This is a genomic window from Brucella sp. BE17 (genome assembly GCF_039545455.1).
In the GTDB taxonomy this organism is placed as follows: domain Bacteria; phylum Pseudomonadota; class Alphaproteobacteria; order Rhizobiales; family Rhizobiaceae; genus Brucella.
In genome coordinates this window covers 1,759,452-1,785,000 of sequence record NZ_CP154467.1, presented here as the reverse complement: position 1 = coordinate 1,785,000, position 25,549 = coordinate 1,759,452, and the positions used below count along the sequence as shown (strand labels likewise).

Here is a 25,549-nt window from a genome sequence, read left to right as displayed (position 1 = left end):
GGGTTCAGCCGCGACACGCGCTTTCCGGTCGATGGATCTTTGATGTAGCGAAGCCGGTTCCAGATCAGACGACCGATATAGAGTTCATTATTCACCAGCCCCGTGCCGCGCTTCACATGGCCCCGAATGGTGGTGTCGCTCCAGAGCTTTCCAGCCGGACCGGGGACACCTTCCTCGTTCAATGTCCGGGCGATTGTGCGCGGGCCGACGCCGGCGGCGAACTCGCGGAAAATGCGACGCACAACATTTGCCTCGGCTTCGTTGATCTCGCGATCACCGCGAATGGGATCACCGCGCGCATCGAGCTGCTTGACGACATTGTAGCCAAAGCACAGACCGCCACCCGATTTGCCCTCCTCGACGCGGCCTCGAATGCCGCGATGGGTTTTGGCAGCGAGGTCTTTCAGGAACAGGGCGTTCATCGTGCCCTTGAGGCCGACATGCAACTCGCTGATCTCGCCCTCGGATAGCGTGAAAATCGGAACGCCTGCGAACTTGAGGTGCTTGTAGAAGGTCGCGACATCGGCTTGATCGCGGCTGATACGGTCGAGCGCCTCGGCCATCACGATGTCGAACAGGCCCGCCTGTGCATCCTGTAGCAGCGCCTGAATGCCCGGTCGCAGGATCATGCTCGCTCCAGAGATGCCGGCATCCTTGTAGGTGCCGACGATCTTCCACTTATCGCGCTTTGCCTGCTCGCGGCAGATACGGAGCTGGTCCTCGATCGACGCTTCGCGCTGATTGTCGGAAGAATATCGGGCATAAAGCGCAACGCGGGTCATCGGTCAGTCCTTTCAAGCTCCGTGTCAGAGGGCAGGTTAATTCTGTTCAGGTTCGGAGGCGGCTTTGATGGTATTGTCCATGCGCTGCGCCGCTGACAGTAACGCGTCATATTGGGCGGCCGACATCAGCACAAACTCGCGCCGGCCATGTCGCGTGATCTCTACCGGCTCACGGTGAGACTCGTTCAGATACTGTCCGAACTTGCGCTGAAATTCGAGGGAGGTTGTGGTTGGCATCGCAGACTCCAAGAGAATAGGTCTGCTTATATAATACGTATTACACGTATAAATACAAGGAAATTTGCAGGTCAGCTACGCAGGTGACGTTGTGCTTTGCGCTCCGCTGCCACTTTACGGTCCAACTGCTCGCGGGCGATCTGACGTCCGAGCAGGCGAGCCAACGACATCAGGGCGGCATCTTTGCGCGAAGGATCATTCCGGTCCGTTTCCGGTCCGGTCGAGGGAGTAACCTCGATATTGATCCTGTTCCGCTTGACCGCCATTGTCTCCAATATCCCATGCCCGAAAAGGGGTTGGGCAATGGAAGCGTGGAATGTCAGCCGAGGGAAGGTCCCGGGCGCCGCTGTGCGGTGAATAGGACGCCGTGGCGTAGAAAAGGGACGGGTCAGTCTATCGTAGGATGGGTGGTCGTTCGAAGCAGAAGCTCGTCTATTCGCTATGTTCAATGATTCGCCATTAGTGAGGATGTAGCGTAGGAGACGCCCCGAAGCTGCCGCTCAAGCGCGTCGCAGCGAGGGGCTGAGCAGCCCCTTGCGGACGGTCGAATATCGTCTCGCAGCATCGCTGTAACGACTGATCTATTACTATAAACCTGACGCTGTGACGGTGCGGAAAGCTAGAGCGGCATATCTCATTGGGTTCCAGGAAGAACTGGAAGCCCCAATTCCCTCAGAAACGAGTTGTGGTTCGACGTTGCTTTCCGAATTTGGTCTTCGATTGAGACCAATTCCTGCTGCGTTGCATCCAGGTCGATTTCAGCCTCAGCCACAGCTGTGCTGATGTATCGGGAGATGTTGAGGTTGAAGCCCTCCTCAGCGATGCGCTCCATAGTCACGCGCTTGGAGTAGCGGTCCTCTTCCTTGCGGAACTGGTACGTTTCGATAATCTTCTGAATGTCATTCGGCTTGCCATCCAACCCCTCACGCAATCGGTTCTGCCGCTTGCCTTTTTCATAGTGCTCGGCCGCGTTGATGAAGAGCACATCATCGGGCTTCTTGCACTTTTTCAGTACGAGGATGCAGACCGGGATGCCGGTCGAATAGAAAAGGTTCGCAGGCAGGCCGATCACCGTGTCGATGTGACCATCCTTCAGGAGCTTTGTGCGGATACGCTCCTCTGCCCCACCCCGGAACAGCACGCCGTGCGGCAGAATGATGGCCATTACGCCCTCATCCTTCAAGTAGTGGAAACCGTGCAGTAGGAAGGCGAAGTCAGCGGCAGACTTGGGCGCCAGCCCATGGTTCTTGAACCGCACGTCGTCGCCCATTGCTTCAGTCGGCTCCCAACGGAGGCTGAACGGCGGGTTGGCCACAATCGCATCAAACGATGGTTTCTTGGCGGGGTTCAGCTCTCGCAGAATGTCCCAGTCATTATTCAGCGTATCGCCATGGTAGATTTCGAATTCCGTGTCTTTCACGCCGTGCAGCAGCATGTTCATGCGAGCGAGGTTATAGGTTGTGATGTTCTTTTCTTGCCCGTAGATTTTCCCGATGCCGTGCGGTCCCATGCGCTTTCGCACATTCAGCAAGAGCGAGCCTGAACCGCATGCGAAATCGAGCACACTGGCGAGGTGCTCTTTCTTACCGGTTGCGGGTTCCTGGCTGTCCAACGTCACGATTGCGGAAAGGATGTCAGATACCTGCTGTGGGGTATAGAACTCGCCTGCCTTCTTTCCAGAACCAGCGGCAAACTGGCCGATCAGGTATTCATATGCATCACCCAGCGCGTCGACACCGGATGAAAAATCGGCGAGCCCATTGGCGATCTCGGTGATGATCGCGCATAGTTTGGCGTTGCGATCAGCATAGGTCCGCCCAAGCTTTTCAGAGCCAAGATTGATCTCCGAAAAAAGCCCCCCGAACGTGCTCTGGAAGGACTCGTTCTCGATATATTTGAAACCAGCCTGCAGAGTGTTCAGAAGATCGTCGCTCTGGGTGCGCGCCATGTGGGCGATGCTGGTCCATAGGTGCTCCGGTTTGATGACGTAATGCGCCTTGAGGCGCATCTGCTTTTCAAAAGCTGAAATATCGTCGGGGTTTTGCGTATACCACACGGAAAGCGGCGAGCGCCCGCCATTGCCGATTGTGTTCGGATCCGGGTAGTCGCGTCCGAGCTCCTTCCGGGCGGCCGTCTCGTAGTTGTCCGACAGATAACGCAGGAACAGGAAAGACAGCATGTAATCGCGGAAGTCGTCCGCGTTCATCGCTCCGCGCAGCGTGTCCGCGATGTTCCAGAGCGTCTTGCCCAGTTGCTTTTGGATTTGGTCGTTCATTGTGCTGGTGCTTCCTGGGGGACGGGCGCAGGCGCCGGGGTGGGATGCGGGGCCGAAGCGGCGCCCGGGAGGTGAAACTCGAACCGCGTAACGAACTCGCGCAGAATACGACGAAACAGTTCCTTGTTGTCCTCACCCATCTCCGTGGGTTCATGGATGGCATAGGCGCCGTGGCTTAAAAGGTTCAGGGCACGATTGAACAGCGCCCTGTCTGCGTCGGTGTCGAGAGCCTTCAGGCAAAAGGCGATGCTCGGATGACCGAAGAACGATGCCGTCTTCTCCATGACGCTGCGCAGGGCGTTGAAGTGGAAGGTGTAGAGCTTGCCCTTCTTCGGATCAGCCGCGCGCTGCAATTCGGCGAGCGTCGAAACATGATGAAAGAAGGGCGTGTCTTCCGTCGCTTGAAGCGTGTAATTTCCTTCGCCGCTCGGGCGATGCAAGAAGTAGCGCTTGTGGCTGACAGATGGCTCGTCCTCTTTCTTTCTGCCAATTTCGTTGCACATTACATTGAAGAACAGCGCGTGATGCGAAGAGAAGATCACCTTGATCGGGGCAGGCTTGCCTTCGGCGTCTTGCCTTGTGGCAGCCCGACGGAGGAGCTTGGCTAGGTCGCAGGCGACAGAAATCGCGTTGTTGTCGTCTAGCGACGAGATCGGGTCGTCGATGTAGAGGTACTTCTTCCCCTGATAGGATTCATGCCCATCCAGCATCCGTTCGCAGATGGCCATGAAGATGCACCAGATGAAGATATTCTGTTCGCCCCGCGACACCTTGATGTTGACCTCGCCGCCCTTTCGGAAGCTGACGAAATCCGGCTTTGAGATGGTGTCCTTGCCTTGCTGAACGTCCTTGTAGGTGAAGTCGAACTCGAAATCGGTATAACGGGATAGGTAGCGAGCGATGGTTTCGTCCAGCGCGAGCTCTGTCATCGCATTGAAGAAGGACGACTTCTCGTTCAGTTGCAGGCGGCGCACGCTGTCGCCTTCAAGGTCGTTCTCCCAGACGAATAGATCCTCGGTGAAGGCGTTGAAGTACAGCGTGTCGGGCGTGCCGGTCGGGTTCTTCTTGTTCTTGCGCTTGCCTGCGTCCTTGAACTCCATTGACAGGCGGGTCTTGCCGGTACGGTTATAGGCATAGATCAAGATCAGCGATGCTGCCCCGGTTGGGTTGTTCAGATCGTCACGCAGCCGCGCCACCAAAGTCTTCAGGTTCTTGTAGGTGCTCATGCGTCACCCTCCCCGATTTGGGGGAAAAGCTGCTGCATCAGCCCCTTCTTGTGGGTCTTTAGCGCGTTGAGCTTTCGGGTGGCGCCAGCGATGAGGTCATCGTGGGAGGTGAGGCAGTCAGCGATGCGCTGTTGTTCTGTTGGTGACGGAAATACAAGCCCAATAGACTTGACGATTTCACCCGACAAATTGCCCTGACCGCCCTGAATATACTTTGTAATGATCCAATCTTTTCGATGGGTTAGGAAATGGCTGAGAAATGCACCATTCACAGATGGTCTCAGGCAAAGGATAGCTTGGTTGATCGCACCAGCGATCTTTCCGATCGCCACGTCGCCACTATTCGCGCCATAGAGTGCGACGAGTACGTCACCCTTCTTGACCAGTTTTGCCGCGGAGTTTTCAAGCCCTGTACGGGTCAGAAATAGTTCTGTGGTTTCTTTGCCAATCTCGGCTGATCGAATGAACGGAATATCTCCTCCGTAGAATTCTGGATTTGAGGTATTCGGCGTACCTCCGCTAAAAGAGGTGCAAACTGATCCCACGGTTCGTGGTTCCCACTCCCCCGCCCCCTCAAACTCGGGAAAGCGGAGGCGGGGTTGGGTTTCGGCAGGTATTTTAATGCCATTCTCGACGCGCTCGGGGCGTGGAAAAAGCTGCTGCATCAGGCCCTCTTTATGTGCCTTCAGCGCATCGACCTTCCGCCCTTGCGCGGCAATCAGCGCATCCGCAGAATCCAGACAGTCGGCAATCTTTTGTTGTTCGGGAAAGGACGGAAGTGCCAGCTCTAGGCGGGCCAGGTCCTTGTAATAAATGCGTACGCGAACACTTCCATCGCCCTTTTCCGAAACAAAGTCCTCCCATGGATCATAGCGCCGGAAGTGATCAAGATAAACAGGATCGAGCCTGTGTGGGCCGCTGCTCTTGCATTTGAAAACGACATAATCAGGGCTGACCAGAATGTCGTCGTCACCTTGCCAACGGGCAATCGAGCCGATGTTAAGCCGCATCGGGTTGTAAGCGAACCAATCCTTTCGCACGAACTTGTAGCGTGCTGTGTCAGCCGCGATGATGCGCTCTTCCATCGGCACGATACCTTCGACTTTTGACACCCCCATGATTTGCGCCGCGGCTTGACCATCGCCGTTTCGCTCAGTGCTTTCGGTTGTGGCGTCCCCCAGTTGTAAATGCTGGATTGGGTCACCGGCAAACTCGGTGAACCGCAACTTTGATACTAGCAACGCACCGCGCCCCGCCACGGTAGTCGATCTCCCCTTACTGCTCATAAGCACTCAGCCCCGAAATCTCACGCCCAGCGGCGCGCTTGAGCAGCAACGGCATCAGGTCGGCCATCAGGTCCAGTTCTTTCACCCGCCGCGTCTTCCAGTTCAGGCCAAGGGGTTCCATCAGGTCGGTCAGCGCCTCGCCATCAAAGATCATACGTTGCAGGATGGTGTCGACAAAGCCTTGCAGAGCCTCGGTCTCCAGGCCGTGCTTGCCCGCAATGCCCGCCAGTTCCAAGGCGTTCTTTTCCGCCTTGAAGCGGCTGTAGCCGTCGCGGATGGCCTTTTCGCTGAGGCCTTCCCCTGCCTTGAGGGTATTGATGTACGCTGCGATATCCTCGCGCTCGTCCATGAATTTGGCGTCAGACTGGATCAGGCCGATCAGTTCCTCACGGCTCATCTTCTGCTTGCCGGGCGTTGCCTCGGAATAGCGAGCGATCAGACCCATGATGTAGTCATAGTCGATGACCGCGGAGGCGAAGAGAACGAATTCGAAATCCAGTTGGTCAGCCTCTTGGCTGGGCTTCTCCGTGGCCGTGCCCTTTTGGGTTCGAAGGCGCTGCGCAGTCTCCAGATAGGCGCCGCGGAAGCCAAGCAGGTTGTCGCGTGGCAGAACCTGTTCTATGGTCTTGCGGTTTTCGTCGGTCAGGTCGGTGTACTGGTCAAGTTGGGTCTTGAGCCGCTGGACCTCCTTGAAGTGCTCAATGAATGCCGCACGAGCCGCGTCGCCCTTGAGGTTGTGCACGGCTTCCGGGGCGCACTCGAGGCCCTGTGATTTCATGAAGGTATCGAGATTCTGGACCGCGGTCTCCAGTTTCTGAATGACCACTGGAGCCTTGTCGACTAGCCAGATTTCCCGGGCCTTTTCGGCGGCGGCCTCGCCCGAGAAAAGTGCGATGGCTGCATCGACTGCGCCTTGTTGCTGGCGGAAGTCGAGGATGTTGCCATAGGGCTTGGTGGCGTTCAGCACTCGGTTCGTGCGCGAAAAGGCTTGGATCAGGCCATGATGCTTCAGGTTCTTGTCCACATAGAGAGTATTCAGGAACTTGGAATCAAAGCCGGTCAGCAGCATGTCGACGACAATCGTGATGTCGATCTTGTGGTGTGGCTGATTGGGGTAAGCTTTCTTAAGGTCGGCATCCGGCCATTGTTGATCCTTGATGCGTTTTTGCACGTCCTGATAATATAGGTCGAATTCACCGATCTTGTGATTGGTGGCGTAGTGGGCGTTGTAGTCGGCGAGGATGGCCTTCAGGGCCTCCTTCTTTTTCTCCGGTTCAACGGCGTTGTCTTCCTTCTCCTGCGGCAGGTCTTCTTGGATCTGCTTTACGTCAGGATTGCCCTCGGCGGGCGGGGAGAAGACGCATGCGATGTTCAGCGGCTGGAAGCTCGGATCCGTTGCCAGTTTTTCGGCCTGAATTTTCTTGAAGAGGGTGTGATACTCGATGGCGTCATTGATCGACGAGGTGGCTAGCAAGGCGTTGAAGCGGCGGTGACCAGTGGCCGCGTCGTGTTTCGCGAGGATCGCATCAATGACCGCCCGCTTGGCCAGTGGTTCACCCGGCTTCGGCAGTGTTTTGCCTTGCGGCTTGAAATAGTCGACATGGAACCGAAGAACGTTCCCGTCCTCGATGGCGTGTGTGATCGTGTATGTGTGAAGGCGCTGCTGGAAGAGGTCTTCCGTCGTCTTCATGCTGGCCTGAGTGTCTTCGATCTTCTGCTGCGCGGCGTTCTGATCAAAGATCGGCGTCCCGGTGAAGCCGAAGAGCTGGGCGCGAGGGAAGAACTCCTTGATAGCCTTGTGGTTCTCGCCGAACTGCGACCGGTGACATTCGTCGAAGATGAAGGCGATGCGCTTGTCGCGCAAGGGCTCGAGCTGCTCCTTGAAGCTCTTCTTGCCGTCCTTCTTCTGTTGCTTGTTGCGCTTGCTGTTTTCGTCCAGCGCGAGGCCCAGCTTCTGAATCGTACAGACAATGACCTTGTCGGCGTAATCGTCCGACAGAAGGCGTCGAACCAGGGAGGCGGTGTTGGTGTTCTCCTCGACACAGCCTTCCTGGAACTTGTTGAACTCCTCGCGCGTCTGGCGATCGAGGTCTTTGCGATCCACAACGAAGAGGCATTTCTCGATGTCGGGATTGTCCTTCAAGAGCGTTGACGCCTTGAAGGAGGTGAGCGTCTTGCCGCTGCCCGTCGTGTGCCAGATGTACCCGTTACCGCAGTCCTGGGCGATGGAGTCGACAATCGCCTTCACCGCGTAGACCTGATACGGGCGCATCATAAGTAGTTTCTGCTCGCTTGCGACCAGAACCATGTACCGGCTGATCGTCTGGCCGAGGGTGCATTTGACAAGGAATGTATCGGCAAAGCTGTCGAGATGGACGATCTTCTTGTTGTCGACGTCCGCAAACTCATAGACTGGGAGAAATCGTTCTTCGGCATTGAAGGTGAAATGACGCACATTGTTGTTCGCGAAGTAAAAGGTCCGATCGCGGTTGCTGACGATGAAAAGCTGAAGGAAGCATAGGATGGTCTTGGTATAGCCGTTCCCGGGATCGTTCTTGTAATCGACGATCTGCTCCATGGCACGACGAGGGCTAATGCCGAGGGTCTTCAGCTCGATCTGGACAACCGGAACGCCATTGATCAGGAGAATGACATCATAGCGGTGGTGGCTGTTGTCCGTATTGATACGAAGCTGGTTGATCACCTCGAAGGAATTCTTGCACCAGTCCTTGATGTTCACGAGCGTGTAGTTCAGCGGCGTGCCGTCATCGCGGGTGAAACTATTCCGCTCACGCAAAGTTCGTGCCGCCGTAAAAACATCCGGCGTCACTATTTCATCGTGCAACCGCTGAAACTCGCCATCAGTGAGCTTAATGCGATTTAGCGCCTCGAATTTGTTCCTAAAATTTGCCTCCAAAGTAGCTCTATCACGAATATCAGGTCGATACTCGTACTTAAGCCCCTTGAGTTTCGCGATCAGGACATCCTCAATATCGCGTTCGGGTCTGTTCGTGGTCATCACGAGACTCATTAGCTATCGCGCCCGTCTGACGGGAATAATTTCCTGCCTGAAAATTGTATAGGTGTTTGGTTCGAGAAATTAAAAATTGGAAGCATTTGAGATCTGTGAGTATTTCGAATCATCGTGCAGTCCCATTATTCTTGCTCGAGTGGTCATTCCTTTTAACCATTTCATTGTCCTTTAACCGCTCGTACTCCTCGACCGCAATTACCACGACGACGGCCCGACCATGCTTGGTCACCGCCACCGGCTCAGCTCGCGCAAGATCAATAAGCCGCCCAAATTCGTACTTTGCGTCTTTCGCGCTTAGGGTTCGCATTTCCCTGCTCCCAGCCTATGGTCTTCTCATTTTGGCCATTTTGGCTAGATTTTGCAATGGTCTATCGCGTCCAAGGTCGCGTGTCAGTCGCCCCGACCTCACGATGTTGATTTCCACGCGGAACTGCCCTTAAGGGGGGCGGACAGAGCACCTTGCGGCTGGATCCTTCAGGTAAATCTCCGCCAGAGACAAGATGCGACCTTCGTCGTGATGGATGAGTTTCCAGCCTGTTTGGCGGCCGGACATTTAGCTGAAAGCCACGTTTCCTGATCGTCGGTTCGACGAAAGCGGTGTTTCCCTATCACATTAACTAAGCGCGACAGGCTGTTCCGATAACTGCCACCGTGAATTTGATTGCTTGAATGCGCCTACAGCGGACATCACATCCGCCGATCCGTTTCGTCCTTGCCCGCCCTCAGTTTTGCTGCAGTATCATCTGTGTGCCTTCTTTTCTTCGTGCTCGCACCTTGCCAAGTAGTGGCGACATTGAATTTTTGAAGGATTGAAATCTATGCATCAAACAGCTTCCAACGTGAAGTCCCGGAATATCCTCGTGCTGGGCGCTGGAGAACTCGGCATGCCGGTCCTGCGCAATCTGGCCCGTCGCGCAAAGGACATTGACGGCGCAACGATAAGTGTCTTGTTGCGCGCCAGCGCCATAGAGTCTGACTCATCAGCCAAGCAGCGCGACATCGCTGAAATTCGAGACTTGGGGGTTGAGATCGTCGTAGGCGATCTGGTGAAGAGCTCGATTGATGGTTTGGCATCTCTGTTCTCGCAGTATGACACCGTCATCGGCTGCACGGGATATGCGGCTGGGATCAACACGCCGATGAAGCTTGCGAAGGCTGCTTTGCAGTCAGGAATCCCGCGCTATTTCCCCTGGCAGTTCGGTGTTGATTTCGAAGCAATCGGTCGAGGTGGTCCACAGGACATTTTCGACGCGCAGCTCGATGTGCGTGAACTGCTTCGCTCGCAGAACAAGACCGAATGGGTGATCATCTCCACCGGCATGTTCATGAGTTATCTGTTCGAGCCCGAGTTCGGTGTCGTCGATCTGGAAAACAGCGCGGTCAAAGCCCTTGGCGGCTTCGATAACGCTGTCACGGTGACGACGCCTGATGACATCGGCGTGCTCACCGCCGAAATCGTATTCTACGAGCCGACCATCACCAACGAGATTGTCTTCCTGGCGGGCGATACGGTCACCTACGGCCAGCTTGCGGACAAGCTGGAGGCGGGTTTGAACCGACCCTTCAGCCGTTCCGAATGGACGGTTCCGGTTCTCATGGAAGAACTGGCAAACGACCCCCAAAACATGATGCGCAAGTACCGAGCGGCCTTCGGTATCGGGCGAGGCATGGCATGGGACAAGGCCGACACTTTCAACGTGCGTGAAGGCATCAAGGTTACTGATGTTTCCGATTGGATCAACGCGAACCTGACGGCCAAGTGACGGGGCTTAACGAAGCGATGGGGAAGCGCTATAATCTCGCTTCCCCCGTCAAGCTTTGTCAGAAACTCCATCGTTCGCAGGGGCGTACCATTTTCTATGGCAATCACTGAGCGACGGCGTCTGTGTCAGGATTTCCAAGGCGTCTGCCAGGACGGCTTCTCTGGCAGACGGGAATCAAAGCCCTCGCGGGACTTTCGAAACTCCTCCGAGTTTTCGACGACCCATGTCCACAGTGGAATCATACGAATGAGAAGACCCATTCCCAATTCTGTTAGTTCGTATTCTACCCGCGGCGGCATCTCTACGAGATCGTAGCGCGCGACGAGGCCGTCTCTTTCTAGTTGGCGCAGAGTGCGAGTTAGCATCCGTTGGGTGACGCCATGCATTCGTCTTCCAATATCTGCGTGCCGAAGCCTGCCGTACACGCCTAGGGTGTGAATGACGCCAAGCGACCACCTATTTCCTGCGTGAGTCAGAACCTCACGTCTCACCCCGTCTTCATCCTCGCGAAGCCCATCGCAAACAGCTTGAGAATAGCTAAGAATTTCTTCTCTGGTCATTACTTTGCCTCTGGTATGTCCTTCGTTTCGTTTTACCAGAAATCCCGGTATATTGTGTGGCATTGCAATCAGACCTTGCCGAGATAATTCCATGGCAACAATTGTCCAATTTCGCTCTGTTTATGTCCATTGACGATGGCGGTGAGCGTGGCGGTCAGCCATTTTTGCGGATCAACTGAATTAAGTTTACAGGTTTCGATCAGTGAAGCGATCATGCCCCAGTTATGAGCGCCAGCTTCATGACCAGCAAATAATGCATTTTTTCTGCTCAATGCAATTGGTCGGATCGTGGGTTCAACGGTGTTGTTATCAAGTTCAACACGACCGTCACACAGGAACAGGCAGAGGCCATCCCAGTATTTGGTGATGTATTTCAATGCCTCGCCCAATGGCGCTTTTGCCGACACGCGTGCGCGGTGATGCGCAAGCCATATTTGCATATCGATGATCAGCGGCTTTGATTGTGCCTGACGAACAGCGAGCCGCGCTTCTGGATTGAGACCACGCAATTCAGCTTCAATCTTATAGAGTTCGCCGATCCGTTTTACACCGTCTTCCGCAATAGGGGATGAGCCTGTGCGCGTGATCTCAATGAGCTTGCGACGCGCATGAGCCCAGCAAAAAGCCAATTGTATATTCGGACCAACACGATCTGGTGCGACCAGTCTATTGTAGCCCGCATAGCCATCCACTTGCAGGATACCTTTGAAGCCCTGCAATATCTGTTCGGCATATTGCCCAGATCGTCCCGGAGCATAAGTGAAAGCGACACCGGGCGGGGCATTGCCGCCCCATGGTCGATCATCCCGCGCCAAAGCCCAAAAATATCCTGTTTTGGTCTTTCCTGATCCGGGATCAAGAACAGGTGCACGCGTCTCATCCATGAAGAGTTTGTTCGATCGCTTCAGATCAGCAATGAGCGCATCAAAGACAGGGCGCAGCTCAAAGGCTGCCCGTCCCACCCAATCAGCCAGTGTCGAGCGGTCTATGTCGATGCCCTGACGGCCCATAATCTGGGCCTGCCGATAAAGCGGAAGGTGGTCCGCATATTTGGAAACCAGAACATGTGCGACCGTTGCTTCCGTCGGCAAGCCTGACGGGATCAATCGGGCGGGTGCTGGCACTTGCACAACACCATCCGTACAGGCGCGGCATGCGTATTTAGGGCGATGCGTGACAATGACACGAAACTGCGCAGGGATCACATCCAGACGCTCAGAAGCATCTTCGCCAATGCAATGCAGACAACCACCGCAGGCGCAAATCAGACTTTCTGGTTCAATGACTTCATCAATGCGCGGCAGGTGCTTTGGTAAAGAACCGCGATTGATGGCACGTGGCTTTGATGCAGGCTTCTCTGAAGCTGTATCCGCTTCATCTTCTGCATGGATCGCCGCAATTGCTGTTTCCAAGTCTTCCAGGGGCAGATCAAACTGCTCAGGATTAATCTTCTCTGACTTACGTCCAAAAGCGGCCTGTTTGAAGGCTGCAACCAGCTTCTCCAGTCGCGCAATGCGGTCATCTTTACGAAGACCGAGTGCCGTTGCTGCAATCAGTAGCGCCTTCAATTCAGCAATATCATTGGGCAGGTCGGCGGCATCCAGCATGGGTCGAACTTACCAAATCCGGCCTTGATATGCTTGACTATTAGGCTGTCAGAGTCACCTTGTCGCAGCAATTGGTGGCCATTTAAATAGTCATTGGCGCTCGGGCTTCCACCGCCCGCACGCGTCGCCAATCAAGCCCTGCAAACAAAGCCTCAAACTGCGCAAGGTTCAATGATATCAGCCCATCCCGGATCTCTGGCCAGCTGAACGTATGGGCTTCCAAACGCTTATAAGCCAGAACCATACCTGTGCCGTCCCAGTAGATCAGTTTTAACCGATCCGCCTTGCGCGAGCGGAACACGAATACAGTTCCCGTAAATGGATCCTTGCGCAGTTCGTTCTTCACCAACGCAGCAAGCCCGTCATGGCCTTTACGGAAATCGACAGGTGTTGTCGCCACCATGATACGCACCCGATTGGAAGGAAATATCATCCTGAGACCGCCAGTCCACGCGCCACTGCAACAATACGCGAAATTGGCGCACCCGATTCAAGGCGGACTGTCACTGGACCAATGCATATCTCCACGCAGCTGGTGTCAGAGCCCGATTGTTCCGCCAAGGGCTCGCTGATCACCAATCCTGCGAATTCTATTCCGTCGTCAGGTGCGGGCAAAACCAGTTGACCACGTTTGGCCAACGTCCGCCACATAGATAAACGGTTTGCCCGAACGCCATAACGCTGCGCAACATCAACAACCCGTGCGCCAGGCCGAAGAGTTTCTGAGACCAGCCTAGCCTTGAATTCTGGCGTCCATTTATTGCTTCCCCCGCTAATACTCTTCCCAGGGGTGAGAAACTCCACCGTAGGTCCCATGGGGAAACTCCTTCATCCTGCCATGAAAAGCCCTTCACAGATCTGGCCGCGCTAAACAACGTGGGACCAAAACATCGATTACGGTTCGACGCATTTGCAAGGTGTATGGATTTGCGACCTATGTTGGGGGGAAGCCTTCCCCCTGGTCGGCACTGGCGTTGCCGACGCACCCCCATCAGCGGGGAGACCCCGCAACGCCCCTCGCGAATGAGAGTGCGGACGGATTTTCCGTGACGGGTTGAGGGCTGGAAGAGAGGCTTCCGGCGCCTGTCGCGGAGATCATCCCGATGGCCGGACACGATCGCAGCCCTGTGGAAGGTGGCGCGCGCAGCAACCTATACGATGACATCACCAACAAGATCATCGCCGAGCTGGAGCAAGGGCGTCTGCCATGGGTCCAGCCCTGGGGCGCGTCACCCGATACTGCCCCGCTGGGCCTGCCGAGAAATGCTTCATCCGGCCGATCCTATTCAGGCATCAATATTCTCATCCTCTGGGGGGCTGTCATCCAGCATGGTTTCCCCGGTCAGGCATGGCTGACTTTCCTTCAGGCGCTTTCGCTTGGCGGAAATGTCAGGAAAACGGAGACTTAAAATGGCAACCATCGGCACCTTCAAGAAGACCGGCTCGAACGAATTCACCGGCGAAATCGTCACCCTCAGCGTCCAGGCCAAGGGCGTGCGCATCGTCCCCGACCTGCGCGCCACCGGCGAAAACGCCCCCAGCCACCGGGTTTTGGTCGGCCGCGCTGAAATCGGCGCCGCCTGGTCTAAGCGCTCCAACGAGGGCCGCGACTATCTGGGCCTCAAGCTGGATGATCCGAGCTTCAACGCTCCGATCTACGCCAACCTCTTCGACGAGGAAGATGGCGACACCTTCTCCCTTATCTGGTCCCGTACCAACGGTCGCCGCAGCGACTGATGCGAGGCACAAAGGCCCCGACCCGCAAGGTCGGGGCCTTTCTCATGCCCGCAAGAAACTCGTCTCGCCCACCGTAACTGCTACACCCAGTTCTCCACCCGCCCACCCGGCATGCGGACGAACTCCTTTATGCTGTTCGTCATCATGATCAGTCCTTCGGCGCGGACCGGCCTAGAATGGGCGGCCGCCTTTTCGCCATTCGGCTTCGATTACTGACACGGGAATGTCGTCAGAGCATCTCTCACACGGCACACAACGATGATAGCGAGAGATTGTTGAATGGATTGATCGGGTTAGGCGATCCACTTATCGGGTTAGGCACGCTACCGCAAAACCATTCAATACAGCAGCCTTTTCAGGTCGGGCATGGCCTTGCGCCGTCCGGCTTTGGGAGGACGCGCCATGCAGAGCATAGATTGGCGTAATCCGGCGGCATATAAACACGTCAAAGACCTTCCGCCCGCCGGTTTCGCTTGGGAATATCTTCGTCGTAACGAAGATTATCGCCATGACGTCGAGAGACTCGCGCAGAGGAGAGAACCCACGGGAGAAGAGGTTGACGCCTTTGCTTCCCGCTGGGGGGTGCGATTTCGCACACGACCCCGACGCGCAGCCTGACGGCGCACCGCCTTTCTGGTCGCCGCATCTCAATCCGCAGGCCATTATTCTGTCACCAGTCGAACGAAATGATCCCGATGGCGAACGGCTTGTCGCTCTCGCACATCTCGACGGCCTGCTCCTGCGCCGCGCGCCGGATGGCTGGCACGCCATCTGGCGTGTCGACGGGGTGGAGCATCAATTCTGGATGCCGCAGGGGGCGATCAATGCCGCGGTTTTCTATGCTGCAATCCTGCCTATGGACGAGTTCATGGAATTACGCGCCCATGCGGCTCGCCGCCTCTGGCGGTGTCTGACAGGCCGCTCTCCGGGACCGGATATTCGTGCCATGCCGGCGCAGCTTCGGCAATGGCACCTTCTGTCGCTACGGGCGCTGGACGCACGGCTGCACGGGGAAAGCTATCGGGCCGTTGCCGAAGTTTTACTCGGCTTCCGTGGCAATAAGGAAGATTTCGAGACTGATCCGCGCAAGAATAAGGCACGTCGCCTTGTTGCCCACGGCATCAGGATGATGCGCGGGGGCTATCGGCTGCTTTTGCATTATCCGCTCAAGCCGTTTCCACGATCAAAAGGCAAATGAAGCAATCTCACCAATTTCTGTTTGCCGCAGTCTGTTCCATTATTTGCCTGTAACCTTCCCGCGACAGCCATTGAGCGCGTTCCAGATGGCTCTGCCAGCATCGCCGGGTTCGCATCTCATCAGATGCCGGATCGCGGTGCAGAACAATCTGCGCCACTTCCTTCCAGTCCGCATCCTCGGCCTTGGCGTCAAGAAGACGCAGATAGGTCACGAAATGCTGCTCGTCATAGGCGGTGATAACATGACCGGACGGGGCCAGATCATCCACATCGGGATCAAGTTCGATGGGTGCTTTCACGGTCATTCCCCTTCTTTCAGAAGAGTTTCTGCGGTTCGCCCCCGCAATAAAACTCTCTGACTCCTGGTGATCGGGGAGTTAGTAACCGTGTTGAACGGCCCCATGGCCTTTAGCTGGAAAGCCTGTTGCATACGCCACAGGCTCCCCGACCATAGGGTCAAGGAGTGTGGTGCCGTCACGGCCGACACCAACCGTCAACAGGGGTTACTAAGCCCCGGAGCAGTGCGTCTGCTCCATCTGCATTCATAGCCGAACTGCGCGCCGATGTCTTGAGCGAATCCGCATCGACCTCCCTGAGTTGCTGAAATCTCACGTCTTTTCGCGCTGATATAGCCCCGTTCGGGGGTGCCGTCTGCGCATAGGCACAAATGCGGCACGCTACCCGCCGCCGATCACTTCCCATGGTTCGCCATAGCGCGCCGCCGTCTCCGGCAGCCGCATCAACCTGACGAACCGGAGGTGATCTCATGGCCGAGCGCCGCAATACGGAAATGCCACCGCGCATGCTGCGTACTCAGGAGGCAGCACGTTTCCTTGGTATTTCTCTTCGCACGCTGGAAAAGCACCGGACCTACGGGACCGGCCCGACTTATCGCAAAATCGGTGGCCGCGTGCTCTATACCGTCGAGGATCTCCAGTCCTGGGCCGACATCGGCGCGCGCAAATCCACCAGTGACAAGGATGCCGGCACGGTTTTTCCGGCGCGGCCTTTAACGCCTGAAGAGCGGAGCAAGCTCTGAATGCGGCGCGTCGATCACCCTGACGGCTTGCGGAGAGAAGGCGGTAGCGAGCGCAGCCACCTCGATCCCTTCGTCGTCGCAACCGGCGATGCCAGTCCGCGCGACCAGCGCGATCTGATGGAACGGCCTTTCTTCTCGCTGGCGAAGACGCCGCGCACGAAGCCGATTCTCTACAAGACTACCGATGTTGAGGTACAGGTGTTCGGGATGCCCGAACATGGCATGGCGACGATCTGGGATGCCGATGTGCTGATCTGGGCTGCAAGCCAGATCGTCGCCGCCGAAAACAATGGCATCAAGACATCCCGTTTCTTCCGTTTTACGCCCTATCATCTGCTGCGCGCCATTGGGCGCGACACCGGAAACCGGCAATATATGCTGCTGAAGGCGACGCTGGCCCGGCTGCAATCCACCGTCGTGGCCACGACGATCCGCAACGGCAAGCATTGGCGCCGCCGCCAGTTCTCCTGGATCAACGAATGGGAAGAGATGACGACGCGCGATGGGCGTGTCGAGGGCATGGAGTTCGTCCTGCCCGAGTGGTTCTACAACAGCGTTCTTGACCGGTCGCTGGTCCTCACCATCGACCCGGACTATTTCCGGCTGACCGGCGGCATCGAGCGCTGGCTCTACCGTGTCGCTCGCAAACATGCCGGACATCAGCCGCATGGCTGGGCGTTCGAGGTTGCGCACCTTCACCAGAAATCCGGCAGCATGGCCCGGATCTCCGATTTTGCGCTGGACCTGCGCCGCATCGCGGCCCGCCAGCCGCTGCCCGGTTACAGGCTCAAGATCCTACGCGAAGATCGCCGCGAACTGCTGCGAATCCGCCCTGAAAATCTATCCACAGTGCCTGTGGATAACATTGTGAATGCCGTCGGTACATCAGGCGCAAAGGGTATCGGTACATCAGGCGCAACACTATCGGCACATCAGGCGCACGAACCCCAGTTAAGTCTCTGGAACGAAGAGAAGAATCCGACTGCTAACTTAGAATCTAACATAGAATCTAACTTTTCTTCGTTGACGCGCGCGCATGGGAGGCACGGTGCCAGTGCCACTTTCCGCCGACCTGGGCGGGGTACGCCATGATCGTTGCGCTCCTCAATCAGAAAGGCGGCGTGGGCAAGACCACGCTGGCGCTGTATCTTGCCGGAGCCTGGGCTGCGCAAGGCAAGCGGGTCATCCTGATCGATGCCGACCCGCAAGGCTCCGCACTCGACTGGTCGCAGAGGCGCAGCCATGAAGGGCTCCCAAGGCTGTTCACCGTCATCGGCCTTGCCCGCGATACATTGCACCGCGAAGCACCAGAGCTGGCGCGGGACGCCGATCATGTCGTCATTGACGGTCCGCCCCGTGTCGCTGCTCTGATGCGCTCAGCGCTGCTTGCAGCCGATCTGGTGCTGATCCCGGTGCAGCCATCTCCTTTCGACGGCTGGGCCTCCGCCGAGATGCTGGCGCTGCTGAACGAAGCACGCATCTACCGCCCTGAACTGGCCGCCCGTTTTCTGCTGAACCGATGCGGTGCGCGCACCGTCATCGCCCGCGAAACGGCCGAGACACTGGCTGAGCATGATCCGCCCTTGCTGGCAACAACCGTCGGCCAGCGTGTCGCCTTCGCCGACGCCGCACAGACCGGACGGCTGGTCTCCGAGACCGATGGCGGAGAACGCGCCGCACAGGAGATCATCGCGCTTGCAGCTGAGGTGGATGCGCTCCGTATCGGGAGGATGCCATGACACGTCCGCCCGTCAAATCCGGCTTCGCATCGCGTCCGGGCAATCCCGATAGCTGGGTCAGAGCCGCCGATGCGCCGCCAACTGGCCTGACGGCTACGGAGGCGTACACCGCCCGTCTGACCATCGACATCACGCCCGAACTGCGCGGGCGCATCAAGGTTGCCGCTTTCCGGCGTGGCGTCACCGTCGCCGTGATGCTGCGCGAGCTGCTAGTCCGCGAGTTTCCACCCACCGAAGGAGACCAGCCATGACCGGCAAAACCGTGCGTGCAGCGCATGAACATCCGCTGGCAGACGGGCCTGCACCGTTCACAACATTGGTCGAACTGACCTTTCAGAAGAAGAAGGTCGAGCGCTGGATAAGCTTTGGTCGCAAGAGCTTTGAGCAGATCATCGACCGCCGTCGCAGCCTAGTCGGTTTTGCGCCCGACAGCATCTTCGCTTTCATTCGCTGGGCCTCCAACGATTACGGCACCATTGTCTCGCGGCTCGACATCCTGCGCGCCGTTGGTCGCGGCGAACCGTACCAGACCGTGCCCTTCGTTCGTCCTGGCGGCGAGATCCTGCTGCGTATCGAGGGCTGGCCGAAGGTCCAGCGGGTGCTGGCCCTGATCGACGCCGTGGACGCGCTTGGCGTCGATCCGGCCGATGTTGCGCCGGACCATTGGCGGCACGTCCACAACCGTTTGAGCGCCGGTCAGGAGCCCAATCCCTACACCCCGGAGCGCCATGCCGCGTGGATCAGGCGCCGGAGGATCGCACCATGAGCCGCCGTCATATCCTCGGCGTGTCCATCCTGGCGGTCGGCACGCTTGTCGCCACGGCGGTTGCCGATCTGCCAACCCGACTGATCTGGAATGCGACTGCCAGCGCGCCCATCGGCTTCTACACGGTTGCTCCCGCCGATGCGCTTGAAGCTCCCGAACTGGTCGCCATCATGCCGTCTGAGCCGCTGGAGCGGTTCATGGTAGAGCGTGGCTATATCGGACGCGGCATGCCGCTGCTGAAGCGCGTCCTCGGCCTGCCGGGACAGCGCGTCTGCCGCAGCGGTGCGATCATTACTGTTGATCATGTCGAGATGGGCGACGCGCTGGCGCGCGACCGCATGGGCCGGGATCTGCCGGTCTGGCAGGGCTGCCGCATCATCGGCGACGGTGAACTCTTCCTCATGAATTGGGAAATCCGGGACAGCCTCGATGGCCGTTACTTCGGACCTGTTCCCGCCAGTTCCGTCATCGGCCGGGCGCTCCCGCTCTGGACCGATGAGGAAGGCGATGGTCGCTACGAATGGCGGGCGGCCACGCATTGAACCCACGCCGAACCCTCAACGATAGGAGATTTTTCATGCCACAGATCGGATTGTTCACGCGCGATGAAACGGGCTTTTCCGGGCGACTTCACACGCTCACGCTCTTCCGTGAGCTTACCATCCTACCAGCCGAGCATTCGGACGCCGAAAATGCGCCAGACTACCGTGTCCATCACGGTGCTGATGACGGCCCCGAGGTCGGCGCTGCATGGAAACGCACCGGCGAAAAGGCTGGCGAATATTTCTCGTTGCTGCTTGACGATCCCGCCTTGCCGCAGCCGATCCGCGCCAACCTGTTTCGCGACGACGATGCAGGCTCGTCATGGTCGCTGCACTGGAGCCGCCCGCGCCCCCGCGAAGATCGGGACTGAGATCATGCGATCCCGAGCCCTTCTTCTCTTCACGGCCCTGCTGTCGGCTGGCAGTGGATTGACGCCAGCCATTGCGCAGGCACCGCCGCAAACCGCGCCTGTCGCAGCGCATCCCCAAGCTGCTTTCATTGCAGAGGCGTCACAGCGTTTCGGTGTTCCTGAGCACTGGATTCGGGCCGTGCTTCGTGTGGAAAGCGCGGGAGATGTGCGCGCCATCTCATCGGCGGGTGCAATGGGACTGATGCAGGTCATGCCCGACACCTGGGCGGGCCTGCGCAGCCGCCATGGTCTCGGGCGTGATCCTTACGATCCACGCGACAACATCCTCGCAGGTACGGCGTATCTGCGGGAGATGTGGGACCGCTATGGCAATGTCGCGGCCATGCTCGCCGCCTACAATGCCGGTCCGAGTCGCTATGATGAGCATCTGGCGACAGGCCGCGCTTTGCCCGCAGAAACACGCGCATATGTCGCCACGCTCGCACCTGTTCTTGGGCTTGCGACTGCGTCTGATGTGCCGGCGTTCGTGCCGCCGCCACCGCCGGATTGGCGCGAAGCTCCGCTTTTTGTTGCGCAATCCAGCGGCAATTCGGCGGCGGCCAATCAGCCGTCGAACGATGTCCGTGCAACCGTTCCTATGCGCGTTTCCGTCGATCAGGAGCCGCAGGACGACGGCATATTCGTGGCCCATGCGAGCAACGGAGATGCGCCATGAGCATGGCCTCTCCACGTTGTTTCGGTTCGCTTCCGGTGTGCAGTCAGGCAAGGGGTCGCCTGGCTGTATTCCCGGCAGGAAGGGCAAAAAGGGCAGCGAAGGCGGAGGGCAAGATAAAGGAAACCGGCACCCAGTCGGGTCGGTTTCTGGGCAAGCCCTTGTCTGCACACTGTTTTGGGGCGCGGCGCGCGGCACCCTGCTTTTGGGCCTCGGGTGCCGCGATCTGGTGCAAAGCCTTGGCTTTACTGGGCTTTGACCGGCACTATAGCCGAATATCTGCCGTTTGCGTGCCTAAACGACATGGAATACGCTCATGAGCACCGACGACGAGAACCCCTTTCGCCCCAGGCCAGGTCGGATCAAATCCGACGTGCCGAAAGCGGGCAAGGCGAAGAGCTTTCTGACGCAGGCGAAGAAACTGGCGCGTCAGCATAGCAACAGTTCCGGCAGATCATCATCATTAGCATCTCGGACGTCCTCGTCGCCTCCATCTGGTTCGGCCGGAAAGGGCGGAAAGACGTCGCGGGCTGGCAAAGGTCCGGGCGTGAAGCGCGGCCGGGGTGCGGCCTTCGTCCGCGCCCGAACCCTGTCGGGCGGTTGGCGTCACAGTACATCTGGAATGCGCCGCGTCGTCGTCAAAACCCGTTATGTCCAGAGCGCGGGGAAGAACGGCAAAGGGGCTGCCCATCTGCGCTATATCCAGCGAGACGGAACCTCGCGCGATGGCGAGCGCGGTCAGCTTTATTCCGCCACCGAGGACCGCGCCGATGGAGATGCCTTCCTCGATCGCGGCAAGGATGATCGCCACCAGTTTCGCTTCATCGTTTCGCCCGAAGATGCCGCCGATCTTTCAGATCTCACCGAGCACACCCGCGATCTGATGAGCCGCGTCGAGGCCGACCTTGGTACGAAGCTCGATTGGGTCGCCGTCAATCATTACAACACCGGCCATCCCCATGTGCATGTCATCGTCCGGGGGAAGGACGAGCTGGGCGAAAACCTGGTCATCAATGGCGACTATCTCGCCAATGGCATTCGCGAGCGGGCGAGCGAACTGACCATTCTGGAACTCGGCCCGGTGACCGAGATCGAGCAGAGCCGCAAACTGTCCGCCGAAATCGATCAGGACCGCTTCACACGCATCGACCGTGCCATGGCCGAGGAGGCTGAGGAACGGTTCCTCGACCTGCGCCATGAACCCGACGATCCGCGCCGCCAGTTCAGCCGAACCCTGCGCCTGCGCCGCCTCGTCAAGCTGGAGAAGATGGGGCTGGCCACGGAGCATGGGCCCGGCGTCTGGGAGCTTGGCGCGAAGATGGAACCAGCGCTGCGCGAACTCGGCGAGCGCGGCGACATCATCCGCAACATGCACAAGGCGCTGAAGGCCGACGGCCTGGAGCGTGACCCGATGACCTTCCAGATTCACGATGCAGCACCGGCGGCACCTATCGTCGGCCGCGTCGTTGACAAGTATCTGACCGACGAGATGGGTGAGAACCTGACGCTCGTGGTGGACGGGATCGACGGCCGGACGCATCATGTTCCGGGGATCGACCCGGCCCGCGTCGAGGATGCGCGGATCGGCAGCATCGTCGAAGTCGGTCCCGCCGACACGGGGCAACGTCCCTCTGATCGCACCATCGCTGCGATCTCGGAGAATGGTATCTATCGACCCAGCCGCCACCTCGAACAGGCGAAGTTCGAGGGCCGCATTCCGGGCGGCGACTATAAGGGCTATGTCGATGCCCATGAGCGCCGACTGGAGGCGCTACGCCGCGTCGGCATCGCCGAGCGGATCGACGCCGACCAATGGCGTATCCCTGAAGACTTCGAGAGCCGCGCCGTAGCCTATGATGCCGGCCGCAACCGTCAGGCCAGCATCCGTGTCCTCTCGGCCTTCGATCTGGAGAAACAAATCGGGGCGGACGGCGCGACCTGGCTCGACCGGCGGATGCTCGCCAACGACGCATCGGATCTCGCTCCGGCCGGATTCGGCCAGCAGGTGCGCGAGGCCATGGATCAGCGCCGCGACCATCATATCGAACAGGGCGACGCCACCCGCCAGCAGAATGGCCGTATCTTCTACCGGCGCAACCTTCTCGCCACGCTGCGCGAGCGCGAGGTGGCCCGCGTCGGTGCGGAAATGGCCGGAAGCAAGGGATTGCCGTTCCGGGCGACGGCGGACGGCGAGAAGATCAGCGGCAAGTTCACGGGGACGGTCCAGCTATCGAGCGGAAAGTTCGCCATCGTTGAAAAATCCCACGAGTTCACGCTTGTTCCATGGCGGTCGGTCATCGACCCTCAACTCGGCCGCCAAGTCGCGGGCGTCGTGCAGGGCGGATCGGTGTCGTGGCAGTTGGGGCGGCAGCTGGGGCTGGGTTTGTAGGCACTGCTATTCCGCTGCTTGACAACTGTCTCCGTCGCGAATGTTTTCACCGCGCGCTTCGTCGAGTAGCCAGTCAACAAAGCCGCGAACCAGATTTCCAGAATCGGCCTGACGGGGGATGACAGCGACATAGCCGGTCCTCGGCACCCGGATGTCGGGAAGCGGAGTCATCAATCTTCCGCTGGCAATGTCGATATCCAGCATGGGAAGCGGACCGATCCCGATACCAAGCCCGTCTTCCACCGCCTGGCGCGCCACGAAGAAGTGGTCAAATGTCTGTCGAGGCAATCCGGTCAGATGCTGGAGGCCCGCGGCTTCAAGCCAGTTCATCCAGTCGCCGGGACGCGTTTCGCTGGCAAGCAGCGTATGCACCTCAATGTCCATGGGCTTGAGGATCGGGCGCTCAGCAAATAACGCGGGGCTCATGATCAACGTATCCACGTCGTCGAGCAGCGGAACGACATGGTGCTGGGGCCATATATCTTCCCTAACCACACCGCGCCGGATCGAGAGATCCACGCCGCCGCGCAATTCTTCCTGAACACAGGACACGGTCGTAACGACGACTTCGACCTGCGGGTGATTGGCGTTGTAGCTCCCAAGCCGAGGGATGAGCCAGCGCATCGCCAGGCTGGTTGGGGCGCTGACGCGCAGGATGCGGCGCGCGTTCGGGCGCCCACAGGCCTCTGCTGCTACAGCCAAGCGACTGAATGATAGGCCGACCTCCGCGGCGAAGATTTTCGCCGTTGGTGTTGCGACCATCCGGCGTCCTTCCCGCACGAACAGCTTCTGACCCAGCCAGCCTTCCAATGCGGCGATCTGTCGGCTCACTGCGCCATGGGTGAGGCCGAGTTCAGCTCCAGCCTCGGCATAGCTCCCCGTCCGGGCAGCGACTTCGAATATACGCAGGGCGTTCAAGGGCGGAAGACGGCGCATCCTGTATCCGTGAGAAAAGCGAACGATATTCGTGAGAAAAATCATACTAGTCGATGAAAGCTCACACGTATACCGTCGAATGAGGACATAGCCAGACGTGGCAAGGCAAACAGCATTCTGGGCAGAATACTTAGAGATGAGCCGCAGCAGTCGATGGAACACTCAAAAGCGTAGCCTTGTCGGAGCCAGTCTCACACATGCCCTGCATGATGGTTACACGGACGCCCTCTATGCCTTCATGCCGATATGGCAGGCGCAGTTCGGGCTTTCCTATGCGGCACTTGCCGTTATGCGTGCCCTTTATTACGCGACCATGGGCGGTCTTCAACTGCCTGCCGATCGGCTTCTTCGCCGCTGGTCACCGCGCGCCGCGCTAGTCCTCTCGACAGCTATCGCAGCAGCCGGCCTGGTGATCATGGCTCTGCCATTGGGACTGGCGGGACTTTGCGTCGGCCTCGTCGTGGCCGGTATTGGGTCGAGCATTCAGCATCCGCGTGCTTCCATGCTTGTCGCCGAAAGCTATGGGGATGCCGCGCGACGCCCTCTCGGTATCTATAATTTCGCGGGCGATCTGGGCAAGGCCGTGTTGCCAGCGTCCACTGCGCTGCTGCTGACGGTTCTGACCTGGCAACCAGTGGTCGGATTGATGGCGATGCTCGGGATCGCTCTGATCTTTACTTTGGTTCGGCTGGTTCCCACCGTTTCCTCCTCCACGGAAGGTAGACGGCAGGCCACGATCAGCCATCAACGCAGCGGCTTTCGTATTCTGACGGTGATTGGCGGCTTCGATACCGCAACCCGCATGGGGTATCTGCTGTTTCTTCCCTTTCTTGTTCAGGCACGCGGTGGTGGCCTACCGACGGTCGGTGTCGCTCTTGCGCTACTGTTTTTGGGTGGCGCGTTCGGGAAAGCAGTATTCGGCGGCCTTGGAGAAAGGCTGGGCGTCGTAAGGACCGTGATGATAGCCGAGGCCACGACAGCCTCTCTGATTCTCGCGACACTGTTCACGCCACTTCCCTTGACGCTCATCTTGCTGCCGCTGCTCGGCATTGTTCTCAACGGCACATCGACGGTGCTCTACGGCACCGTGCCTGAACTTTCGGACGGCGATACAGGTCGGGCTTTCGCGATCTTCTATACGAGCGTTATCGGCTCCGGTGGCCTCGCCCCAATCTTATATGGCACCATTGCTGATCACAGCAGTCGGACAATCGGTGTTCTTGCGGCGGCCGCCACCGCTGTCTTGATCATTCCACTCGTACTGGCGTTAGGACCCCATCTGCGAAGGTCCGCAGCCCGAATCAAAAAACCGGCCGGCTCCTGACCGTCCTCACCCAATCACCTAAGGAAG

At 58.2% G+C, this 25,549-nt stretch carries 27 protein-coding genes and 2 pseudogenes (1 of these 29 running past the window's edge); 16 read left to right on the top strand and 13 right to left on the bottom strand.

Going from position 1 to position 25,549, the window contains the following annotated elements:
• From AAIB41_RS08660 to AAIB41_RS08625, 8 genes and pseudogenes are all read right to left on the bottom strand, one after another.
• Positions 1-782: pseudogene (locus AAIB41_RS08660) on the bottom strand (recombinase family protein) (its annotated part extends 274 nt beyond the left edge of the window); the annotation flags it as partial.
• 36 nt (positions 783-818) lie between these two features.
• Positions 819-1,019 (bottom strand): type II toxin-antitoxin system prevent-host-death family antitoxin, encoded by a 201-nt coding sequence (locus AAIB41_RS08655; protein WP_343312904.1) that lies wholly within the window; start codon positions 1,017-1,019, stop codon positions 819-821.
• Between the two features lie 71 nt (positions 1,020-1,090).
• Positions 1,091-1,285 carry a hypothetical protein gene (locus AAIB41_RS08650; RefSeq protein ID WP_343312903.1) on the bottom strand — a complete coding sequence of 65 codons (195 nt, stop codon included), beginning with the start codon at positions 1,283-1,285 and terminating at the stop codon, positions 1,091-1,093.
• Positions 1,286-1,653: 368 nt separating this feature from the next.
• Complete coding sequence (locus AAIB41_RS08645) at positions 1,654-3,294, bottom strand: type I restriction-modification system subunit M (RefSeq protein ID WP_343312902.1); 1,641 nt, start codon at positions 3,292-3,294, stop codon at positions 1,654-1,656.
• Positions 3,291-4,520, bottom strand: coding sequence for an AAA family ATPase (locus AAIB41_RS08640; RefSeq protein ID WP_343312901.1), 1,230 nt, complete (start codon positions 4,518-4,520; stop codon positions 3,291-3,293). Before AAIB41_RS08640 ends, AAIB41_RS08645 begins: the two co-directional genes overlap by 4 nt.
• Positions 4,517-5,779: a restriction endonuclease subunit S gene (locus AAIB41_RS08635; RefSeq protein ID WP_343312900.1), complete on the bottom strand. Its 1,263-nt coding sequence runs from the start codon at positions 5,777-5,779 to the stop codon at positions 4,517-4,519. Before AAIB41_RS08635 ends, AAIB41_RS08640 begins: the two co-directional genes overlap by 4 nt.
• A 16-nt stretch (positions 5,780-5,795) precedes the next feature.
• Positions 5,796-8,825: a type I restriction endonuclease subunit R gene (locus AAIB41_RS08630; protein ID WP_343312899.1), complete on the bottom strand. Its 3,030-nt coding sequence runs from the start codon at positions 8,823-8,825 to the stop codon at positions 5,796-5,798.
• A gap of 121 nt (positions 8,826-8,946) precedes the next feature.
• Positions 8,947-9,147 carry a type II toxin-antitoxin system prevent-host-death family antitoxin gene (locus tag AAIB41_RS08625; protein ID WP_343312898.1) on the bottom strand — a complete coding sequence of 67 codons (201 nt, stop codon included), beginning with the start codon at positions 9,145-9,147 and terminating at the stop codon, positions 8,947-8,949.
• 511 nt (positions 9,148-9,658) lie between these two features.
• Here AAIB41_RS08625 and AAIB41_RS08620 point away from each other — a divergent pair.
• Positions 9,659-10,603, top strand: a complete 945-nt coding sequence (locus AAIB41_RS08620) for an aromatic alcohol reductase (protein WP_343312897.1) — start codon at positions 9,659-9,661, stop codon at positions 10,601-10,603.
• A gap of 125 nt (positions 10,604-10,728) precedes the next feature.
• On the opposite strand, the gene AAIB41_RS08615 is transcribed toward AAIB41_RS08620, so the two are convergent.
• From AAIB41_RS08615 to tnpB, 3 genes are all read right to left on the bottom strand, one after another.
• The gene (locus tag AAIB41_RS08615; protein ID WP_343312896.1) at positions 10,729-11,163 is read right to left on the bottom strand and encodes a helix-turn-helix domain-containing protein; all 435 of its coding nucleotides are present in this window, start codon (positions 11,161-11,163) and stop codon (positions 10,729-10,731) included.
• Positions 11,164-11,231: 68 nt separating this feature from the next.
• On the bottom strand, positions 11,232-12,770 hold the full coding sequence (locus tag AAIB41_RS08610; protein WP_343312894.1) for an IS66 family transposase: 1,539 nt from the start codon (positions 12,768-12,770) through the stop codon (positions 11,232-11,234).
• Positions 12,771-12,852: 82 nt separating this feature from the next.
• A complete protein-coding gene (tnpB, locus tag AAIB41_RS08605) occupies positions 12,853-13,203 on the bottom strand; it encodes an IS66 family insertion sequence element accessory protein TnpB (RefSeq protein WP_343312893.1) in 351 nt (116 codons plus the stop codon).
• 670 nt (positions 13,204-13,873) lie between these two features.
• Between tnpB and AAIB41_RS08600 the strand changes: the two are divergent.
• The 4 genes and pseudogenes from AAIB41_RS08600 to AAIB41_RS08585 all read left to right on the top strand — a co-directional run.
• Positions 13,874-14,167: pseudogene (locus AAIB41_RS08600) on the top strand (ArdC-like ssDNA-binding domain-containing protein); the annotation flags it as partial.
• Between the two features lie 13 nt (positions 14,168-14,180).
• On the top strand, positions 14,181-14,507 hold the full coding sequence (locus AAIB41_RS08595; protein WP_343312892.1) for a DUF736 domain-containing protein: 327 nt from the start codon (positions 14,181-14,183) through the stop codon (positions 14,505-14,507).
• A gap of 366 nt (positions 14,508-14,873) precedes the next feature.
• A complete protein-coding gene (locus tag AAIB41_RS08590) occupies positions 14,874-15,125 on the top strand; it encodes a DUF6499 domain-containing protein (RefSeq protein WP_343312890.1) in 252 nt (83 codons plus the stop codon).
• The gene (locus AAIB41_RS08585) at positions 15,064-15,705 is read left to right on the top strand and encodes a DUF2285 domain-containing protein (RefSeq protein ID WP_343312889.1); all 642 of its coding nucleotides are present in this window, start codon (positions 15,064-15,066) and stop codon (positions 15,703-15,705) included. Before AAIB41_RS08590 ends, AAIB41_RS08585 begins: the two co-directional genes overlap by 62 nt.
• A 7-nt stretch (positions 15,706-15,712) precedes the next feature.
• Here the strand turns inward: AAIB41_RS08585 and AAIB41_RS08580 are convergent, their stop codons facing one another.
• The gene (locus AAIB41_RS08580; RefSeq protein WP_343314717.1) at positions 15,713-16,003 is read right to left on the bottom strand and encodes a DUF2285 domain-containing protein; all 291 of its coding nucleotides are present in this window, start codon (positions 16,001-16,003) and stop codon (positions 15,713-15,715) included.
• A 467-nt stretch (positions 16,004-16,470) separates the two neighbouring features.
• Between AAIB41_RS08580 and AAIB41_RS08575 the strand changes: the two genes are divergently transcribed.
• Genes AAIB41_RS08575 through AAIB41_RS08530 form a run of 10 tightly spaced genes read left to right on the top strand, consistent with a single transcriptional unit; the run spans position 16,471 to position 23,262 of the window.
• Complete coding sequence (locus AAIB41_RS08575) at positions 16,471-16,743, top strand: helix-turn-helix domain-containing protein (RefSeq protein WP_162694273.1); 273 nt, start codon at positions 16,471-16,473, stop codon at positions 16,741-16,743.
• Complete coding sequence (locus tag AAIB41_RS08570) at positions 16,744-17,835, top strand: replication initiator protein A (protein WP_343312887.1); 1,092 nt, start codon at positions 16,744-16,746, stop codon at positions 17,833-17,835.
• The gene (gene parA / locus AAIB41_RS08565; RefSeq protein ID WP_343312885.1) at positions 17,832-18,482 is read left to right on the top strand and encodes a ParA family partition ATPase; all 651 of its coding nucleotides are present in this window, start codon (positions 17,832-17,834) and stop codon (positions 18,480-18,482) included. The genes AAIB41_RS08570 and parA overlap by 4 nt, the downstream gene beginning before the upstream one ends.
• Positions 18,479-18,733, top strand: a complete 255-nt coding sequence (locus AAIB41_RS08560; RefSeq protein WP_343312884.1) for a hypothetical protein — start codon at positions 18,479-18,481, stop codon at positions 18,731-18,733. Before parA ends, AAIB41_RS08560 begins: the two co-directional genes overlap by 4 nt.
• A complete protein-coding gene (locus AAIB41_RS08555; protein WP_343312883.1) occupies positions 18,730-19,248 on the top strand; it encodes a DUF2840 domain-containing protein in 519 nt (172 codons plus the stop codon). Before AAIB41_RS08560 ends, AAIB41_RS08555 begins: the two co-directional genes overlap by 4 nt.
• Entirely contained in the window at positions 19,245-19,790 is a 546-nt protein-coding gene (locus AAIB41_RS08550) for a S26 family signal peptidase (protein WP_343312882.1), read from the top strand. The genes AAIB41_RS08555 and AAIB41_RS08550 overlap by 4 nt, the downstream gene beginning before the upstream one ends.
• A 35-nt stretch (positions 19,791-19,825) precedes the next feature.
• Complete coding sequence (locus tag AAIB41_RS08545) at positions 19,826-20,161, top strand: DUF736 domain-containing protein (protein WP_343312881.1); 336 nt, start codon at positions 19,826-19,828, stop codon at positions 20,159-20,161.
• 4 nt (positions 20,162-20,165) lie between these two features.
• On the top strand, positions 20,166-20,876 hold the full coding sequence (locus AAIB41_RS08540) for a lytic transglycosylase domain-containing protein (RefSeq protein WP_343312880.1): 711 nt from the start codon (positions 20,166-20,168) through the stop codon (positions 20,874-20,876).
• A complete protein-coding gene (locus tag AAIB41_RS08535) occupies positions 20,866-21,132 on the top strand; it encodes a hypothetical protein (RefSeq protein WP_343312879.1) in 267 nt (88 codons plus the stop codon). Before AAIB41_RS08540 ends, AAIB41_RS08535 begins: the two co-directional genes overlap by 11 nt.
• A gap of 57 nt (positions 21,133-21,189) precedes the next feature.
• The gene (locus AAIB41_RS08530) at positions 21,190-23,262 is read left to right on the top strand and encodes a DUF3363 domain-containing protein (RefSeq protein WP_343312878.1); all 2,073 of its coding nucleotides are present in this window, start codon (positions 21,190-21,192) and stop codon (positions 23,260-23,262) included.
• A 6-nt stretch (positions 23,263-23,268) separates the two neighbouring features.
• Here AAIB41_RS08530 and AAIB41_RS08525 read toward each other — a convergent pair whose 3' ends face one another.
• Positions 23,269-24,198, bottom strand: a complete 930-nt coding sequence (locus tag AAIB41_RS08525; RefSeq protein ID WP_343312877.1) for a LysR substrate-binding domain-containing protein — start codon at positions 24,196-24,198, stop codon at positions 23,269-23,271.
• 136 nt (positions 24,199-24,334) lie between these two features.
• Here AAIB41_RS08525 and AAIB41_RS08520 point away from each other — a divergent pair, with 136 nt between their 5' ends.
• Positions 24,335-25,522 carry an MFS transporter gene (locus tag AAIB41_RS08520; protein WP_112974346.1) on the top strand — a complete coding sequence of 396 codons (1,188 nt, stop codon included), beginning with the start codon at positions 24,335-24,337 and terminating at the stop codon, positions 25,520-25,522.
• Positions 25,523-25,549: the final 27 nt, after the last annotated feature.